The organism is uncultured Dietzia sp. (assembly GCF_937873725.1).
GTDB lineage: Bacteria > Actinomycetota > Actinomycetes > Mycobacteriales > Mycobacteriaceae > Dietzia.
This window is the reverse complement of record NZ_CALMYY010000124.1, coordinates 39,830-57,052: the sequence shown is the minus strand read 5'-3', so window position 1 is coordinate 57,052 and position 17,223 is coordinate 39,830. Positions and strand designations below refer to the sequence as shown.

14 protein-coding genes are annotated in these 17,223 nt (G+C 71.2%); 1 reads left to right on the top strand and 13 read right to left on the bottom strand.

The genetic code is table 11. The features are described 5' to 3' along the window. The 12 genes from fusA to Q0444_RS13780 all read right to left on the bottom strand — a co-directional run. On the bottom strand, positions 1-1,465 hold a 1,465-nt coding region (gene fusA / locus Q0444_RS13835; protein WP_299023485.1), incomplete at its 3' end, for an elongation factor G. 195 nt (positions 1,466-1,660) lie between these two features. Beyond that, positions 1,661-2,131, bottom strand: coding sequence for a 30S ribosomal protein S7 (rpsG, locus tag Q0444_RS13830; protein WP_299023483.1), 471 nt, complete (start codon positions 2,129-2,131; stop codon positions 1,661-1,663). Beyond that, positions 2,131-2,502 carry a 30S ribosomal protein S12 gene (gene rpsL, locus Q0444_RS13825; RefSeq protein WP_291080126.1) on the bottom strand — a complete coding sequence of 124 codons (372 nt, stop codon included), beginning with the start codon at positions 2,500-2,502 and terminating at the stop codon, positions 2,131-2,133. Before rpsL ends, rpsG begins: the two co-directional genes overlap by 1 nt. A 200-nt stretch (positions 2,503-2,702) precedes the next feature. Beyond that, positions 2,703-3,353: a TetR/AcrR family transcriptional regulator gene (locus Q0444_RS13820; protein ID WP_291080124.1), complete on the bottom strand. Its 651-nt coding sequence runs from the start codon at positions 3,351-3,353 to the stop codon at positions 2,703-2,705. Positions 3,354-3,364: 11 nt separating this feature from the next. Beyond that, a complete protein-coding gene (locus Q0444_RS13815; RefSeq protein WP_299023480.1) occupies positions 3,365-4,498 on the bottom strand; it encodes an NDMA-dependent alcohol dehydrogenase in 1,134 nt (377 codons plus the stop codon). A 66-nt stretch (positions 4,499-4,564) separates the two neighbouring features. Beyond that, a complete protein-coding gene (locus tag Q0444_RS13810) occupies positions 4,565-5,368 on the bottom strand; it encodes an enoyl-CoA hydratase family protein (protein ID WP_299023477.1) in 804 nt (267 codons plus the stop codon). Between the two features lie 10 nt (positions 5,369-5,378). Beyond that, a complete protein-coding gene (locus Q0444_RS13805) occupies positions 5,379-6,560 on the bottom strand; it encodes an acyl-CoA dehydrogenase family protein (protein WP_291084522.1) in 1,182 nt (393 codons plus the stop codon). Between the two features lie 5 nt (positions 6,561-6,565). Then, entirely contained in the window at positions 6,566-8,632 is a 2,067-nt protein-coding gene (locus Q0444_RS13800) for a biotin carboxylase N-terminal domain-containing protein (RefSeq protein WP_299023476.1), read from the bottom strand. 11 nt (positions 8,633-8,643) lie between these two features. Next, a complete protein-coding gene (locus tag Q0444_RS13795; protein ID WP_291084746.1) occupies positions 8,644-10,242 on the bottom strand; it encodes an acyl-CoA carboxylase subunit beta in 1,599 nt (532 codons plus the stop codon). Continuing rightward, entirely contained in the window at positions 10,239-11,417 is a 1,179-nt protein-coding gene (locus Q0444_RS13790; protein ID WP_291084742.1) for an acyl-CoA dehydrogenase family protein, read from the bottom strand. Before Q0444_RS13790 ends, Q0444_RS13795 begins: the two co-directional genes overlap by 4 nt. Beyond that, positions 11,414-13,210, bottom strand: a complete 1,797-nt coding sequence (locus tag Q0444_RS13785) for an acyclic terpene utilization AtuA family protein (RefSeq protein WP_291084739.1) — start codon at positions 13,208-13,210, stop codon at positions 11,414-11,416. The genes Q0444_RS13790 and Q0444_RS13785 overlap by 4 nt, the downstream gene beginning before the upstream one ends. Beyond that, the gene (locus Q0444_RS13780) at positions 13,207-14,034 is read right to left on the bottom strand and encodes a TIGR03084 family metal-binding protein (RefSeq protein ID WP_299023473.1); all 828 of its coding nucleotides are present in this window, start codon (positions 14,032-14,034) and stop codon (positions 13,207-13,209) included. Before Q0444_RS13780 ends, Q0444_RS13785 begins: the two co-directional genes overlap by 4 nt. A 130-nt stretch (positions 14,035-14,164) precedes the next feature. On the opposite strand from Q0444_RS13780, the gene Q0444_RS13775 reads away from it, so the two are divergent. Further along, complete coding sequence (locus Q0444_RS13775; RefSeq protein ID WP_291084734.1) at positions 14,165-15,772, top strand: class I adenylate-forming enzyme family protein; 1,608 nt, start codon at positions 14,165-14,167, stop codon at positions 15,770-15,772. Between the two features lie 27 nt (positions 15,773-15,799). On the opposite strand, the gene Q0444_RS13770 is transcribed toward Q0444_RS13775, so the two are convergent. Further along, positions 15,800-17,200, bottom strand: coding sequence for an acyclic terpene utilization AtuA family protein (locus Q0444_RS13770; RefSeq protein ID WP_291084731.1), 1,401 nt, complete (start codon positions 17,198-17,200; stop codon positions 15,800-15,802). Positions 17,201-17,223 lie beyond the last annotated feature (23 nt).

The following is a 17,223-nucleotide window of genomic DNA, read 5'->3' as shown; positions in this document are numbered from 1 at the left end:
TCTCGCGGTAGGCGACCTGCGGCTTGCCGACGTTGGCCTCGACCTTGAACTCGCGCCGCATGCGGTCCACCAGCACGTCGAGGTGGAGCTCGCCCATGCCGCCGATGACGGTCTGGCCGGTCTCGTCGTCGAGCCGGACGGAGAACGTCGGATCCTCGCGGGCCAGCTTCTGGATGGCCGTGCCGAGCTTCTCCTGGTCGGCCTTGGTCTTGGGCTCGATCGAGACGTCGATGACCGGAGCCGGGAAGGTCATCGACTCGAGGATCACCTGGTTCTGCAGGTCGCAGAGGGTGTCGCCCGTGGTGGTGTCCTTCAGGCCGATGAACGCGTAGATGTGGCCGGCCACGGCCTCCTCGACGGGCATCTCCTTGTTGGCGTGCATCTGGAAGAGCTTGCCGACGCGCTCCTTCTTCCCCTTGGTCGCGTTCATCACCTGGGTGCTCGGGTCGATCCGGCCCGAGTACACGCGCACGAAGGTCAGCTCACCGAAGAACGGGTGGACCGCGATCTTGAACGCCAGCGCCGCGAAGGGCTCGTCCTTGGACGGCTTGCGCAGGACGATGGTCTCCTCGTCGCCGACCTTGTGGCCCTGCACCTCGCCGACGTCCAGCGGGTTGGGGAGGTACGCGATGACGGCGTCGAGCAGGGGCTGGATGCCCTTGTTCTTGTACGCCGAGCCACACAGCACCGGGTAGATCTCGGCGTTGACGACCATCTTGCGGATCGCGCCCTGGATCTCCTCCTTCGTCAGCTCCTCGCCGCCGAAGTACTTCTCCATGAGGGCCTCGTCGCTCTCGGCGACGGTCTCGAGCAGCTTCTCGCGGTACTCCGCGGCCTTGTCCTGCAGTTCGGCCGGGATCTCCTGGACCTGCGCCTCGGTGCCGATCTCGGTCTTGCCGGGCCAGATGAGGGCCTTCATCTCGACGAGGTCGACCACGCCGTCGAAGTCGTCCTCGGCGCCGATCGGCAGCTGCAGGACGAGCGGCGTCGCGCCGAGACGGTCGATGATGGTCTGGACCGTGTAGTAGAAGTCCGCGCCCATCTTGTCCATCTTGTTGACAAAGCAGATGCGGGGGACGTCGTACTTCTCGGCCTGGCGCCAGACCTGCTCCGACTGGGGCTCGACGCCCTCCTTGCCGTCGAACACCGCGACCGCGCCGTCGAGGACGCGCAGCGACCGCTCCACCTCGACGGTGAAGTCGACGTGGCCCGGGGTGTCGATGATGTTGATCTGGTTGTCGGACCAGAAACAGGTGACGGCGGCGGACGTGATGGTGATGCCGCGCTCCTTCTCCTGCTCCATCCAGTCGGTGGTCGAGGCGCCGTCGTGCGTCTCGCCCGCCTTGCGGTTGACACCCGTGTAGAACAGGATGCGCTCGGTGACGGTTGTCTTACCGGCGTCGATGTGCGCCATGATGCCGATGTTGCGGACCTTGTTGAGGTCGGTCAGCACGTCCTGTGCCACGGATATTCCCCGATCGTGAGTCGTCGGTGGTCCGTGCGGCCTGTGTGGACCGTCCGAACCGGGTCTGTGTGTTGTCGCCGGCACGCTCTCTGTTCGAGGCGCCACTGGCACTTGTTCAATGATGCCACCCTGCGGGCGACTACGGGACCCGGGTGGGGCGCCGGACCGACGCCGCTCCCCCCGGGTCCCGTGCTGTCACCAGCGGTAGTGCGCGAACGCCCGGTTTGCCTCGGCCATCTTGTGGGTGTCCTCGCGGCGCTTGACCGCGGCACCCAGACCGTTGGAGGCGTCCAGGATCTCGTTGGCGAGACGCTCGACCATGGTGTTCTCGCGACGCTGCCGGGAGAAGGTCACCAGCCAGCGCATGGCAAGGGTGGTGGAGCGACCCGGACGCACCTCGACCGGCACCTGGTAGGTGGCGCCACCGACGCGGCGGGAGCGGACCTCGAGAGCGGGCTTGACGTTGTCCAGCCCCTTCTTGAGGGTGACGACCGGGTCGGTGCCGGTCTTCTCGCGGCAGATCTCCAGCGCGGAGTAGACGATCCGCTCGGCGGTCGTCTTCTTCCCGTCGAGGAGGATCTTGTTGACGAGCTGGGTGACCAGCGGCGATCCGTAGACCGGATCGGCGATCAGCTGGCGCTTCGGGGCGGGACCCTTGCGAGGCATTACTTCTCCTTCTTGGCGCCGTAGCGGGAGCGGGCCTGCTTGCGGTCCTTGACGCCCTGCGTGTCGAGCGAGCCGCGGATGATCTTGTACCGCACACCCGGGAGGTCCTTCACACGACCGCCGCGGACGAGCACCATCGAGTGCTCCTGGAGGTTGTGGCCCTCGCCGGGGATGTAGGCCGAGACCTCGACACCGCTGGTGAGACGCACGCGGGCGACCTTGCGGAGCGCGGAGTTCGGCTTCTTGGGGGTCGTGGTGTACACACGGGTGCACACGCCGCGGCGCTGCGGCGAGCCCTTGAGGGCCGCCGTCGCGGACGACGACTTCTTGTCCTGGCGGCCCTTGCGGACCAGCTGGTTGATGGTTGGCATGAACCGACTTTCTCTAGCTGGCGGCCTCCGTACGGGGTGGCCACCGGTCACTGGGACGTTGCTCGTATCCGGACTCTCGCGCTCCCCGACGGGCGCACGGGCGACCTCGTCAGCCGCTCTCGCTGGCCTACTGGGCACGATCCTCCAGCTCGCGTACTGCGAGCACGATGGTCAAGCCTAACCGCCATCGGGAGGATCGGTCAAAACGTGGCCGCCGCGACACCCGCGGCGTGCGGTTCCGCGTCCTGGGCGAGCACCAGGTCGAGGGTCTCCGCCCAGAAGCCGATGACCTTCTCACGGCGCAGGGAGTCGTCGGAGAGCACGTCGGCCAACCCGAGTCCGCGGGCCAGGTCGAGGGTGGTCTGGAGCGACCTCCGCACCCTGGGCTCCGCGGGGTCGCGGTCGAGCGCGGCGGCGGCGATCGCCAGCACCTCCCGGGACATGTGGTTCTCCAGCGGCAGCACGCGGTCGCGGAGCGCGGGATCGCTGGCCGCCGCGGTCCACACGTGGAGCGCCGCCTTGAACAGGTCGGAGGTGTAGTGGTCGACGATGAGCCGGACGACGGCGACGGTCCGCTCGGGGCCGGGGGCGGGGAGATCGAGTCCGACGGTGCGCACGTTCTCCAGACGCTGCTCGATCATGTGCCCGAGGGCGGCGGTGATGAGGTCCTCGCGGGTGGGGAAATGGTGTTGCGCGGCCCCCCGTGAGACGCCGGCGGCGGCGGCCACCGCTCCCACGGTGGTCGCCGCCCAGCCCTGCGTTGCGAGGAGGTCGATCGAGGCACTGAGCAACCGCTCCCGTGTGATCCGGCTTCGGTCCTGCTTGGGGGCGCGCTGCTCGGGTGCCGTCATTCTTCCTCCTGTTACCAGTCCTGCTCGTCGTAGATGATCACGCCGCGAAGGTTCTTGCCGTCGCGCATGTCCTGGTAGCCCTGGTTGATCTCCTCGAGCCGGTACGTCTTGGTGATGAGCTCGTCGAGCTTGAGGTTCCCGGCGCGGTACTGGTGGAGCAGGTGCGGGATCTGCTTGCGCGGACCGGTGCCGCCGAAGATGGCCCCCTGCAGCGTCTTCTGCTGCATGGCCAGGTCGAGGATCGACAGCTGCGCGTCGACGGCCATCATGTTGCCCAGCCCCACGACCACACAGCGCCGACCCTTGCCGGTGAGCGAGAGCCCGGGCAGCAGGTGCTCGCCGTGGACCTCACCCATGGTCAGCAGGACCAGGTCGGCCATGCGTCCCCAGCTGAGCTCGCCCACCAGTGCCATGGCCTCGTCCATCGAGGCACACGTGTGGGTGGCCCCGAACTCGAGCGCCTTCTCCCGCTTGAACTCCACCGGGTCGACCGCCACGATCACCCGGGCCCCGGCCGCCGCGGCCCCCTGGACCGAGTTGGTGCCGATGCCGCCGACGCCGACGACCACCACGACGTCGCCCTCCTTGGCCTTGCCGATCTCGGTCGCGGAGCCCCAGCCCGTGCACACGCCGCAGCCGAGCAGGGCGGCCTTGTCGAGCGGGATGTCCTTCTCGATCACGATGACCGAGGACTGGTGGACGGTGACGTACGGCGAGAACGTCCCCAACAGGCACATGGTCGCGACGGGCTCACCGTCGGCGGTGTGGATCCGGTAGGTGTCGTCGGCGATCGCCCGACCGGACAGCAGGCCGGCGCCGTTGTCGCACAGGTTCTGCAGTCCCTCGGAGCAGGGCGGGCAGGTGCCGCAGGCGGGGATGAACGCCAGGACGACGTGGTCACCCACCTGGATGCCCGTCACCCCCTCGCCGACCTTGGTCACGATTCCCGCACCCTCGTGACCGCCCATGATCGGGTACGTCTCGAACTGCAGGTCCCCGGTGAGCAGGTGCTCGTCCGAGTGGCAGAGACCGGAGGCGGCCAGCTTGACCTGAACCTCCCCGACCCGGGGGTCACCGAGATCGACCTCGACGACCTCCCAACCGTCCTGCTTCGGCTCACGAATGATGGCGGCCTTGGTGCGCATGGAAGTACTCCTCGAATGAGAGTTGATCGTGTGGCACTGGTCACGTGACCAGTGCCACACCTCACGCTACTCCGCGTCGGCCGCCCATGCGGGAGGTCGGCGCTCAAGAAAGGCGGTCATTCCCTCGGCCACCTCAGGGGTGGTGAACAGCCTGGCGGTGACGCCCGCCAGGGCGTCCCCACGGGCATCGAGCTCGGACAGCATCGGCGCCGCGAGCAGCGCCTTGTTCTCCGCCAGACCCTGCGGCGAGCAGGGCCGGAACGCGGCCACCAGCTCGTCGACGGCGGCTGCGACGTCGTCCACGGCCTCCGAGAGCAGGCCGATCCGCCGGGCGTGCGCGGAGTCGAACTTCTCCCCCGTCAGCAGGGCCCGTGCGAGGTCCCGGTCGTTCACCCGCGCCGCGAGCGGCACCGAGATCATGGCCGCGGCCAGGCCGAGTCGGACCTCGGTCAGGGCGAACGTCGACGTGGGGCCGGCGACGGCGAAGTCGCAGGCGGCCACGAGGCCCATCCCGCCGGCGCGGACGTGGCCGTCGACGGCCGCGATCACGGGCTTGGGGTGCGAGATGATCGCGCGCAGCAGTCCCAGGAAGATCCGGGTCCGTCCCGCGGCCTGCTCCTCGGGGCTCTCCTGCCCCGCGGACGCCTCGGAGAGGTCCGCGCCGGCGCAGAACGTGCCGCCGGCGTGGCCGAGGACCACCACGCGGGCGGCGTCGTCCGCCGCCGCCCGCTCGAGCGCGTCGTGCAGCTGGTGGACGAGCGCGGTCGAGATGGCGTTGCGGTTGTGCTGCGAGTCGAGCGTCACGCGCGCGGCGCCACCGGAGACCTCGTAGCGCACCAACGGCTGGTCACCCGTCGTCTGATCGGTCATCCCGATCACCTCAGTAGCTCTTCGGCAGCCCGAGCGAGTGCTGGGCCACGTAGTTGAGGATCATCTCCCGGCTGACCGGGGCGATGCGCGGGAGCCGCGACGCCGCGAGCATGCCCGCCAGGCCGTATTCCACGGACAGGCCGTTGCCGCCGAGGGTCTGGATGGCCTGGTCGACCGTTCGGGCGGAGACCTCGCCGGAGGCGTACTTGGCCATGTTGGCCGCCTCGGCCGCGAGATCGTCGAGGCCGGCGTCGACGAGCGCCGCGGCCTTGCGCATCATCAGCCGCGCCAGCTCGAGCTCGATCTTGCACTGCGCCAGCGGGTGCGCGACGCCCTGGTGGGCGCCGATCGGGGTCTTCCACACGGTGCGCTCGTTGGCGTACTTGGTGGCCCGGTCCATCGCGAACCGCGCGGTGCCGATCGCCATGCCGGAGGCCATGATCCGCTCGGGGTTGAGGCCCGCGAAGAGCATGAGGAGCGCCGTGTCGCCGTCGCCGATGAGCGCCTCGGCGGGCAACCGGATGTCGTCGAAGTACAGCTGGAACTGCCGCTCGGGCGTCCGCACCTCGGTGGGGATGTGGGTCTTGGTCAGGCCCGGGGCGTCGGTGGGGACCATGAACAGCGCCGGCTGGAGCTTGCCCGTGGTGGCGCCCTCGAGACGGGCCACCACGAGGATGGCGTCCGCCTGGTCCACGCCGGAGATGTAGGTCTTCTGCCCCTTGAGCAGGAAGTCCGAGCCGTCCCGGCGCGCGGTGGTGGAGATGGCGTGCGAGTTGGAGCCGGCGTCGGGCTCGGTGATCGCGAACGAGGTGATGATCTCGCCGGAGGCCAGGCCCGGCAGCCACTGCTTCTTCTGCTCATCGGTGCCGAAGCGGGAGATGATCGTGCCGTTGATCGCGGGCGAGACGACCATCATGAGCAGCCCGGCGCCGGCGGCGGAGAGCTCCTCCTCGACGATGGACAGCTCGGTCATGCCGGCCCCGCCGCCGCCGTACTCCTCGGGCAGGTTCACGCCGAGCAGTCCGAGCTTGCCGGCCTCGGTCCACAGCTCGTCGGTGGTCTCGCCGGCGTCGGACTTCTCGCGCATGTACTCGATGCCGTAGCGCGAGCCCAGGTCGTAGGCGACCTTGCGGAGCTGCTTCTGCTCATCGGTGTCGACGACGGGGTTGGGGATGTGGGAGATGTCGGTCATCGTGGTCACTCCTGGGGGGTGGTGTCGGTGTCGGTGTCGGCGTCGGGATCGGCGACGACGGCGAGGATGGTGCCGGTCTCGACCTGGGTCCCGACCTCGACGGGCAGCTCGGTGACGATGCCGTCGACGGCGGCGGAGATGGTGTGTTCCATCTTCATGGCCTCCATCCACAGCAGCGGCTGGCCGGCGGTGACGGTGTCCCCGACGGCGACCGCGATGCGGATGACCGCGCCCGGCATGGGCGCGAGCAGCGAACCGGCCGCGACCTCCGCCCCGGGATCGGTGTAGCGCGGGGGCTCGACGAGCGAGACCGGGCCGAGCGGGGAGTCGACCTCGACGACGGTGTCCGCGCCGACCACCTCGTACCGGGCCACGGAGAAGGTGCGTCGCACCCCCCTGACCTCGAGGTCCACGGCGTCGGAGCGGACGTCCTCCACGGTGACGATCTCCGCGAGGTCCCCGTCGGCGTGGGCGCCCGAGCGGTCGCGGATGTAGGCCACCTCGAGCTCGTCCTCGCCGAACCGGTAGGTCCGCTTCTGGAGCGTGTGCCCGACGTTGCGGAAACCGGCCTGCGCCAGCGCCACCGGTCCGGCGGCGTGGTCGGCGGTGCCGGACACGATCGCGGCGGCGAGGGCCGAGATCGCCGTGGCCTCGTCGTCGGCGAGCGGGGCGGCGAGCGCCTCGGCACCGTGGTCGTCGAGGAACGCGGTGGAGAGGTTCCCGGCGATGAACTCCGGGTGCCGCAGGACCCGCACCAGCTGGGCGCGGTTGGTGGTGAGGCCGTGGACCTTCGCCCGGGACATGGCGCCGGCGAGCGAGGCGCAGGCCTCGTCGCGGGTGCGGCCGTAGGAGATGACCTTGGCCAGCATCGGGTCGTAGTGCACGCCGATCAGCGCGCCCTGGGCCCCGGGCTCGACGCCGCTGTCCAGGCGGATGCCCGGCCGGTGCGGGCCCTCGAAGTGCGAGGACACCCCGGGGACGTCGAGCGACCACAGCGTCCCGGAGCCCGGCGTGTAGTCGTTGGCCGGGTCCTCGGCGTAGAGGCGGGCCTCGAAGGACCACCCGCGGGTGGCCGGGGGCTCGGCGGACGGCAGGGGCAGGCCCGCGGCCACGTCGAGCTGGAGGGCGACCAGGTCCAGGCCGGTGGTGGCCTCGGTGACCGGGTGCTCCACCTGGAGGCGGGTGTTCATCTCGAGGAAGAAGAACTCGCCGTCGTCGGTCGCCAGGAACTCGACCGTGCCGGCACCGGTGTACCCGATCGCGGCCGCGGCGTCGCGAGCCGCCTTGTACAGCGCCTCCCGCATCCCCGGGGTCCGCTCGACGAGCGGGCTCGGGGCCTCCTCGATGACCTTCTGGTGGCGGCGCTGGATGGAGCACTCGCGCTCGCCGACGGCCCAGACGGTGCCGTGGGCATCCGCCATGATCTGGACCTCGATGTGGCGCCCGCGCTCGAGGTAGCGCTCGCAGAACACGGCGTCGTCGCCGAAGGCCGACAGCGCCTCCCGCTGCGCGTTGGCGATCTCGTCGTGCAGGGAGCCCAGCGTGCGGACCACGCGCATGCCGCGGCCGCCGCCGCCGGCGGAGGCCTTGACGAGCACCGGGAGGATGTCCTCCGTGACGTCCGCGGGCTCGAGGTCGGTGAGCATGGGCACGCCCGCGGCGGCCATCATCTTCTTGGCCTCGATCTTGGACCCCATGGACTCGATGGACTCGACCGGGGGGCCGACCCAGGTGAGCCCGGCGTCGATCACGGCGCGGGCGAACCCGGCGTTCTCCGACAGGAAGCCGTAGCCCGGGTGGATGGCGTCGGCACCGGCGGCCTTCGCGGCCTCGATCACCAGGTCGCCGCGGAGGTAGGTCTCCGCGGGGGTGTTGCCGGGGAGCCGGACGGCCGCGTCGGCCTCGCGGGTGTGGGGCGCGTCGGCGTCGGCATCCGAGTAGACGGCCACCGTGGTCATGCCGAGGGCGCGGGCGGTGCGGTGGACCCGCCGGGCGATCTCGCCGCGGTTGGCCACCAGGACCGAGGTGATCGGCGCGCGGGTGGCCGAGGGGGTGGGATTGAGTGTGCTCATGGTTTCGTTCCTCACATCCGGAAAACGCCGAAGCGGTCGGTTCCGGCGACTTCTCCGGAGTGGATCGCGGACAGGCTGAGGCCCAGCACTGTCCGGGTGTCGCGGGGGTCGATGACGCCGTCGTCGTAGAGCATCCCGGACAGGAACGCCGGCAACGACTCCTTCTCGATCTGGTCGGAGATCATCGTCTTGAGGCCGTCGATCGTGTCCTGGGCCATCTCCTCGCCGCGGGCGGCGGACGCCGCCGCGGCCACGGAGGTGACGACGTCGGCGAGCTGCTGCGCGCCCATGACGGCCGACTTGGAGCTGGGCCAGGTGTAGAGGAAGCGCGGGTCGAACGCGCGGCCGCACATGCCGTAGTGGCCGGCGCCGTAGGAGGCCGCCGTGATGAGCGAGAGGTGCGGGACCTCGGAGTTGGAGACGGCGTTGATCATCATCGCGCCGTGCTTGATGATGCCGCCGCGCTCGTACTCGGAACCCACCATGTAGCCGGTGGTGTTGTGCATGAACAGCAGCGGGGTGTCGTAGCGGTTGGCCAGCTCGATGAACTGGGTGGCCTTCTGCGCCTCCTCGCTGAACAGCACGCCGCGCGCGTTGGCGATGATGCCGACCGGGTAGCCGTGGATCTCGGCCCAGCCGGTCACCAGGCTCGCGCCGTACATCGGCTTGAACTCGTCGAAGTCCGAGCCGTCCACGATCCGGGCGATGATCTCGCGCGGGTCGAAGGGGATCTTGAGGTCCTCCGGGACGATGCCGAGCAGGTCCTCGGCGGCGTAGAGCGGCTCGATGACCTCGGCGCGGGGGGTGCTCCCCCGCTTGGACCAGTTCAAACGGCGCACGATGCCGCGGGTGATGCGGGCGGCGTCGGCCTCGTCGAGGGCGTAGTGGTCGGCCAGGCCCGAGACCCGCGCGTGCATGTCGGCGCCGCCGAGGGTCTCCTCGTCGGCGATCTCACCGGTGGCTGCCTTGACCAGCGGCGGTCCGGCGAGGAACACCTTCGAGCGCTCCTCGATCATCACCACGTGGTCGCTCATGCCCGGCACGTACGCGCCGCCGGCGGTGGAGTTGCCGTACACCACGGCGATGGTGGGGATGCCCGCCTTGGAGAGCCGGGTGAGGTCGCGGAAGAGCGCGCCACCGGGGACGAACACCTCCTTCTGCGTGGGCAGGTCGGCGCCGCCGGACTCGACGAGGCTGATCACCGGGAGCCGGTTCTTCTTGGCCACGTCGTTGAGGCGGAGGATCTTGCGCAGCGTCCACGGGTTGGACGTGCCGCCCTTGACCGTGGGGTCGTTGGCGATGAGCAGGCACTCGACTCCCTCGACCACCCCGATCCCGGCGACCACGGAGGCGCCGGTCTGGAAGTCCGACCCCCACGCGGCGAGCGCGCACAGCTCGAGGAACGGGGACTCGCGGTCGAGGATCATGTCGATCCGCTCGCGAGCGGTGAACTTGCCGCGCTCGCGGTGGCGGGCGACCTTGCGCTCGCCGCCGCCGGCCAGCGCCGGCTCGAGGTCGGCGGTCAGCTGCTCGAGCTTGGCCTCCATCGCGTGCTTGGCGGCGCCGAAGTCGGCGCCGGTGGTGTCGAGCGTGGAACGCAGGATTGTCATGCGGTGTACCCCAAACGTCGTCCGGCGAGGGTGGTCAGGATTTCGGTGGTGCCTCCGCCGATGCCCAGGAGTCGGACATCGCGGTACTGGCGGCTCACCTCGGACTCGGCCATGAAGCCGAGCCCGCCGAAGAGCTGGACCGCCTGGTTGGCGACCCATTCAGCGCACTCCACGGCGGTGTTCTTGGCAAAGCAGACCTCGGCGATCGCGTCGTGCCCCGACACCGCCAGGTTCACGCAGTGGTGCGTGTAGGTGCGGGCGAGGTCGATGCGGCGGGCCATCTCGGTGACCGTGTTCTGCACGGCCTGACGGGACAGCAGCGGGCGGCCGAAGGTCTCGCGCTCGCGCACCCAGTCCAGGGTGATGTCCAGGCAGCGCTGGGCGTGGGAGTAGCCCTGGGCGGCCAGCGCGGCGCGCTCGCCGACGAAGCCGATCGCGATCTGGGCGAACCCGTCGTTCTCCGCGCCGACGAGGTTCTCCACCGGCACGCGGCAGTCGGTGAAGGTCAGCTCGGCGGTGTCGGAGGCGCGCCAGCCCAGCTTGTCGAGCGGCGCCGAGACGTGGAAGCCGGGGGTGTCGGTGGGGATCACCAGCAGGCTCACGCCCGCCGCGCCCCTCAGCTCCTCGCCGCCGGTGCGGACCGCGGTGACCACGAAGTCGGCGCGGGTGGCGGAGGTGATGTAGGTCTTGGCGCCGTTGACCACGTAGTGGTCGCCGTCCCGGCGGGCGGTGGTGGTGAGGTGCCCGACGTCCGAGCCGCCGCCGGGCTCGGTGATGGCCAGGGAGCCGATCATCTCGCCGGCGAGGGTCGGCTTGACCCAGCGGTCGATCTGGTCGGGGCGACCGGACTGGGCCAGGTGGGGGGTGGCGATGCCGCACGTGAACAGCGAGGCGAACACGCCGCCGGACACGCCGGCCTCGTGCAGCGCCTCGCACACGACCAGCGAGTCGATGGCGTCTCCGCCGCCGCCGCCGACCTCCTCGGGGAACGAGACCCCGAGCAGGCCCAGCTCGCCCGCCTTGCGGTGCAGCTCGCGGGGGATCGCCCCCGCGGCCTCCCACTCGGCCAGGTGGGGCAGGATCTCCCGCTCGGCGAAGCGGGTCGTGGTCTCGCGCAGGGCGAGACGCTCTTCGGAGTACCAGGGATCACCTGGTACGTGGGGGGGGATGGTCACGCGTTCTCCTTCGCGGGTGCCGGTGCGGCGGGGACGGGGGCGGTGATGGTGTCGGGGACGTCGACGACGCGGGAGCGCAGCCACTCCGCGAGGCCCTTGGCCTGCGGATCCCAGCGGTAGCCGTGGGCGACGCCCTTGCCGAGGAGTCCGTCGATGACGAAGTTCACGGCGCCCAGCCGCGGGAGCTCGTACCGCTCGATCGGCAGGTCGGCGGTCTCCGGGAGCAGACGGCGCAGCTCGTCGACGGTCAGGGTGTCCCGCATCCAGCGGTAGGCCTCGGCGTCGCCGGCCCACAGCCCGATGTTGGCGGTGCCGCCCTTGTCGCCCGAGCGGGCGCCGAGGACGTCACCCAACGGGCGCCGGGTGCTGGACCCGCTCCACGGCGCGGACGCGGGCAGCGGTGCGCCGTCGGCGTCGAGGCCGTCGGAGGCGTGCCCGTCCCCCATCTCCACCATGGTCTCCGGGGGCGCGATGTCCACCCGGGTCCCGTCGGGCAGCACCGCGACGTGCGGGATCTCCCCCTGGGCCAGGTAGGCGGGGATGTAGACGCCGTACGGACCGCCGCGGCCCGGGGGCGCGCTGGGCGTGGCACCCGGGTAGCTGGACAGCGTCATGGCCACGGCGGCGTCGGAGAACGCCCGGCCCACCACGTCCTTGTCCGGGTCCCACGCCACGATGGTGAGCATCGCGGTGGCGGCGGCCTGCGTGTCGGCGTCGGGGTGGTCGGTGCGCTGGAGCCGGAAGTCGATCTCCGCGGGGCGCGTGGCGAGTCCGGCGAGGAACTGGCGCTCGACCAGGGCCGCCTTGTCCTCGATGTCGAGGCCGGTGAGCAGGAAGGTCAGCTCGTTGCGGAACCCGGCGAGGCACGTGACCGACACCTTGGTGGTGGTGGGGGCGGTCTCGCCGCGCACCCCGGAGATCCGGACGCGGTCCGGGCCCTCCTGCTCGACGACGGCGGTGTCGAGGCGGGTGACCACGTCCGGGCCGCCGTAGCGGGCGCCGGTGACCTCGTAGAGCAGCTGCGAGGTGACGGTGCCGACCGTGACCGCTCCGCCGGTGCCGGCGTGCTTGGTGATGACCGAGGTGCCGTCGGCGAAGATCTCGGCGATCGGGAAACCGGGCGTGACGGGGTCGCTGATCTCGCCGCGGTTGAAGAACGAGTAGTTGCCGCCGGTGGCCTGGGTGCCGCACTCGATCACGTGTCCGGCGGCGGTGGCCCCGGCCATCGCGTCGAGGTCGGCGCGGGTCCAGCCGAAGTGGCTGATGGCGGGCCCGACGATGACCGAGGCGTCGGTGACGCGACCGGTGACGACGATGTCGGCGCCGGCGTCGAGGCAGCGGGCGATGCCGAAGCCACCGAGGTAGGCGTTGGCGGTGACGGGGAAGCCGGCGTCGGCCGGGATGGCGAGTTCGCCGACCCGGGCGATGAGGTCGTCACCCTCGACGTGCGCGACCCTGGGCGCCAGGCCCAGTCGGGTCCCGAGCTCGCGGACCGCGCCGGCCAGCGCGGCCGGGTTGAGCCCACCGGCGTTGGCGACGATCGTGACGTTCTTCTCCAGCGCGAGCCCGAGGCAGTCCTCGAGCTGACGCAGGAAGGTCTTGGCGTACCCGAGATCGGGGCTCTTCATCCGGTCACGACCGAGGATGAGCATGGTGAGCTCGGCGAGGTAGTCGCCGGTGAGGACGTCGAGTTCACCCCCCTCGAGCATCTCGCGCATCGCGGAGATGCGGTCGCCGTAGAAACCCGACATGTTTCCGACGCGCAGTGGCGCGGTGACGTCCCGTCCGGTCATGCCCGTGCTCCCTTCTCACGGCCGCCACCGGGGAGTCCGGCGAAGGCCTGGGCGATACGCAGCCACCCCAGCGCGTCCTCGCCGACCGCCACGAGGGCGGTGTCGTCGAGGTGGACACGCTGGGTGACGAGCAGGCAGAAGTCGAGGATCGGTCCGGTGACCGTCTGCTCGGCGCCGGCGGTGCCGAACTCGAGGACGCTGCCGTCGGCCTGGGTGAGGGCCACGTGGATCTCGGAGGCCGGGGCCTCGAGCCCGTTCATCATGTAGGCGAAGGCGCGGGTCTTGAAGCCCAACCGGGCCACGTGGGGCAGCGCGCCGAGGAAGGCCGGGTCGGTGTCCACGGCGACGCCGAGCGCGTCGGCGACGTCGACCCCGTGGGCCCAGGTCTCCATGATCCGGGCCGTGGTCATGGACTTGGGCCGCATCGGCGGCCCGAACCACGGGATCTGGTCCCCCGGGTCGGCGGCCTTGAGCGCGTCGGCGAGCTCGCCGCGGGCCAGGCGCCACCTGGCCAGGACCTCGTCGCGCCCGGTGGCGGCGATCTCGGCGGCCCCGACGTCGACGAACCCGGTCGGGTCGGCCATGGCGGACTCCACCACGGCCTGGAACGCGTCCGCGTCGTTGATGGCCGTCACGGAGACCTCGTCGGTCCACGCGAGGTGGGCGATCTGCATTCCGACGTCCCAGCCCTCGGCCGGGGTGTCGGTGGTCCAGCGCTCGGAACCGGCGGCCTCGACGAGCTCGTCCACTCGGGCGTTGAGCGCGGCGAGGGCGGCGTGCGGGTCCTCGCTGGCGGGGGTCTGGGTGTCCTTCTGCATGCGCATCAGGCTTCCATCCCGAGCGAAATAAAGCAAGCGCGCTTGCTTGCTTTTCCGCCGCCGCTTTACCACCCTGTGATCAGCGGTGATCCCAATCACTTCCGGAGCAGGGACACCCCGACCCACTGGAGAAATCGTGCGCCTAGACCTCACCGGGATGGACCCCACGGACCACGCCCTCGCCCGACGCTGTTCGGTGGGCGACATACCGACCCGGGCGGCGGCCACGTTCGCCGGCCGGACCGCTGTCACCGACGACGCGGGCTCCTGGACCTTCGCCGAGCTCGAATCCGTGGCCAACCGCGTGGCGCACGGCCTGGTCGAACTCGGCATCGAGGCCGAGGATCCGGTGTCGATCCTGTCCACCAACTGCCGCGAGTTCGTGGCGACCTACTTCGGTGCGGCCAAGGCCGGGATGGTGGCCCTGCCTATCAACCTGCTCTCCGGACTGGACAACATCGCGCACGCCCTGACCGACTCCGGCACGCGCATCCTGCTGGTCCACGGCTCACTCGCGGAGTTGGTCATGGGAGCGGTCGCGGGTATCCCGTCGATCCGCACCGTCGTCGTCGTCGGGGGTGTCCCGGAGGGGCTGGAGGCACCCGCCGACGGTCCCGCACTGATCGGCTGGGACGACCTGCTCTCGGACGACGACTCGAACCCCGACACCGTGATCGCCGACCGCCAGGTGGTCCAGTGCCTCTACTCCTCCGGCACCACCTCGCGCCCCAAGGGCGTCCTCACCTCCCACCTCGCGGTGACCATGGCCGGGCTGGGCAACGGCGCGGTCTTCGGACTGAAGTGGGGTGCGCAGGGGTCGGTGACGGTGTGCCCGCTCCCCCTCTTCCACACGGCCGGGCTCAACGGCGTCCTGGTCCCCGCGATCACCATGGGCGCGACGGTCCACCTCCTGGCCGGCTTCGACCCCACGCAGTACGCCGACACCGTCGCGAGGGTCCGGGCCACCCACCTCGTGGGCCTTCCCCTCATGCTCGAGTCGCTCGCGGGGGGCGCCGACCGCGGTCTGGACCTCTCCTCCATCGAGGTCCTCCTGTACGCCATGGCCCCGATGTCCGAGGAGATGCGCAGGCGGCTCGAGGCGGCGCTCCCCGACGCGAAGATCGTCCTGGGGTCCGGGATGAGCGAGTGCACGCCCGCCACGGTGATGCAGTGGCCCGAGCTCAACCCCGACAAGTCCGACTCCTGGGGCTACCCCACCCCGATCGCCCAGAACCGCATCTGCGAGCCGGGCGGCGAGGCGCTCCTGGCCACCGACGAGGAGGGCGAGATCGCCTACCGCGGCCCCACCGTCATGGAGGGCTACTGGAACAACCCGCAGGCCAACGCCGAGGTGTTCGTGGGCGGGCACCTGCACTCGGGCGACCTCGGGCGGATCGACGCCGACGGCGTGGTGTGGTTCGCCGACCGCGTCAAGGACATCGTCAAGTCCGGCGGCGAGAACGTGTCCTCGCTCCACGTCGAGCGGGTCCTCCTGGACCACCCGCACGTCGCCGAGGTCGCGTGTGTGGGCCGGCCCGACCCGACGTGGGGCGAGCTCGTGACGGTGGTGGTGGTCCCGGCCGAGGGCGCGTCCGACGACGACGAGTTGGTGGCCTCCGTGATGGAGTTCGGGGCCGAGCGGCTCACCTCGTCACACCGGCCGCGCGACGTCGTGGTGACCGACGCGATCCCCCGCACCGCGACGGGCAAGATCCGCAAGGTGGAGCTGCGCGGCGTCAGGTAGGTCGACGCGCCCCCCGCACGACCTGAGTCAGGGGTCGACCTCGAGGAGCTCGCCCGGGATCTCCAGGCGCGCGGCGGCGAGGTCGGCCCCCAGCCCGGACTCGAGCACCCCGCCCTGCGGCGGGCGGGCCACGAGATTCACCGCACGGAGGTTGGGCAGCAGGTAGCGGCGGGTCTCCATGCCCTCCAGGCCGGGCAGCAGCTCCCGGAACCGCTCCTGCGTGAGCTCTCCGGCCAGCCACGCGAAGGCGGAGTCGTCCCACGTCCACACGGCGATGTTGACCCCCCGGCCGACCACGCCGCGGCGCACACCGGCGACCGAGCCCAGCGCCGACGTCCTCGGTGGCCCCCCGGGCACGGTGCCGGGGGACCACGCCGCGGGGAGCTCCCCCGGGCCGATGTCCGCCGTCTCCGGCGGGACCGGCACCGCGACCCGTTCCCCGCCGGGGAGCACCACCGAGTGGCCGGAGTCCTCCTGGGCGAGGGGTCTCGCCACGCGGAGCGGGTGCCCGGGCCCCTTCCTCATGGCCACCACGGCCACGACGGGCGGGGCGGGTTCGCCGCGGGCCCCGCTGAGGCGGACGCGGTCGGTACCCTCCTGCGCGAGTCGGACCGTGTCGAGCCGCAGGACCACGTCGGGCGCGGCGTAGCGGACGCCCGCCACCCCGTCCAGGAGCTGGTCGGTGACGGTACCGACGGTCACGGAGCCGAACGCGGAGGGATGACGGGTGATGACGGCCGAGCCGTCCGGGGCGATCTCGGCGATCGGGTAGCCGCCCGCGACGGGATCGGTGGTCCGGGTGACATCGGTCGACGAGTCGACCACCCCCGTCGCGCCCGGGCCTCCGGAGAGGACGTGCCCCACGGCGACGGAGCCGGCGAGGGCGTCGAGCGCGGACGACGTCCACCCGTGGTGAGCGGCGGCCGCGCCGGTGACCAGCGCCTCCCGGCTCACGCGACCCGTGACGACCACGTTCGCCCCGGCGGCCAGGGCCCGCGAGATCCCGAACGCCCCGTGGCGGACCGTGGCGACGTCAGCCTCGCCGAGGCCCAGCTCGACGGCGCGGTCGGTCACGTCGCCGGAATCGACGGCCGCCACCAGCAGGTCGATCCCCGCGTCGGAGGCCCGCGCCCTCAGCTCCACGGCGAGCCCCTCCGGATCCAACGCCCCGGCGTTGGTGACGATCCGCACCCCCCCGGCGCCGATGAGGTCCAGGCACTCGCCCAACTGGACCAGCGCGGCGGGCTCGTATCCCGGCCCTCCCCCGGACCTCGCCGCGGCCAGCGCGAGCATCGCCTCGTCCGACAGCATGTCCAGCGCGAGGACGTCCAGGGACGCGGCGCCGAGGAACTCCGCCGTCGCCGTGGCCCGGTCGGTCCGCGAGGCGGAGACGTTGCCGATGCGCAGCGGGCTCGGGGTTGTCGTCATCAATCCTCCGGATGGGTCCTGTC

Bases quoted from the DNA above. Each gene is read 5' to 3' on its own strand.
- rpsG (WP_299023483.1), bottom strand. From the start codon at position 2,131: ATGCCTCGCAAGGGTCCCGCCCCGAAGCGCCAGCTGATCGCCGATCCG.
- rpsL (WP_291080126.1), bottom strand. From the start codon at position 2,502: ATGCCAACCATCAACCAGCTGGTCCGCAAGGGCCGCCAGGACAAGAAG.
- Q0444_RS13820 (WP_291080124.1), bottom strand. From the start codon at position 3,353: ATGACGGCACCCGAGCAGCGCGCCCCCAAGCAGGACCGAAGCCGGATC.
- Q0444_RS13815 (WP_299023480.1), bottom strand. From the start codon at position 4,498: ATGCGCACCAAGGCCGCCATCATTCGTGAGCCGAAGCAGGACGGTTGG.
- Q0444_RS13810 (WP_299023477.1), bottom strand. From the start codon at position 5,368: ATGACCGATCAGACGACGGGTGACCAGCCGTTGGTGCGCTACGAGGTC.
- Q0444_RS13805 (WP_291084522.1), bottom strand. From the start codon at position 6,560: ATGACCGACATCTCCCACATCCCCAACCCCGTCGTCGACACCGATGAG.
- Q0444_RS13800 (WP_299023476.1), bottom strand. From the start codon at position 8,632: ATGAGCACACTCAATCCCACCCCCTCGGCCACCCGCGCGCCGATCACC.
- Q0444_RS13795 (WP_291084746.1), bottom strand. From the start codon at position 10,242: ATGACAATCCTGCGTTCCACGCTCGACACCACCGGCGCCGACTTCGGC.
- Q0444_RS13785 (WP_291084739.1), bottom strand. From the start codon at position 13,210: ATGACCGGACGGGACGTCACCGCGCCACTGCGCGTCGGAAACATGTCG.
- Q0444_RS13780 (WP_299023473.1), bottom strand. From the start codon at position 14,034: ATGCGCATGCAGAAGGACACCCAGACCCCCGCCAGCGAGGACCCGCAC.
- Q0444_RS13770 (WP_291084731.1), bottom strand. From the start codon at position 17,200: ATGACGACAACCCCGAGCCCGCTGCGCATCGGCAACGTCTCCGCCTCG.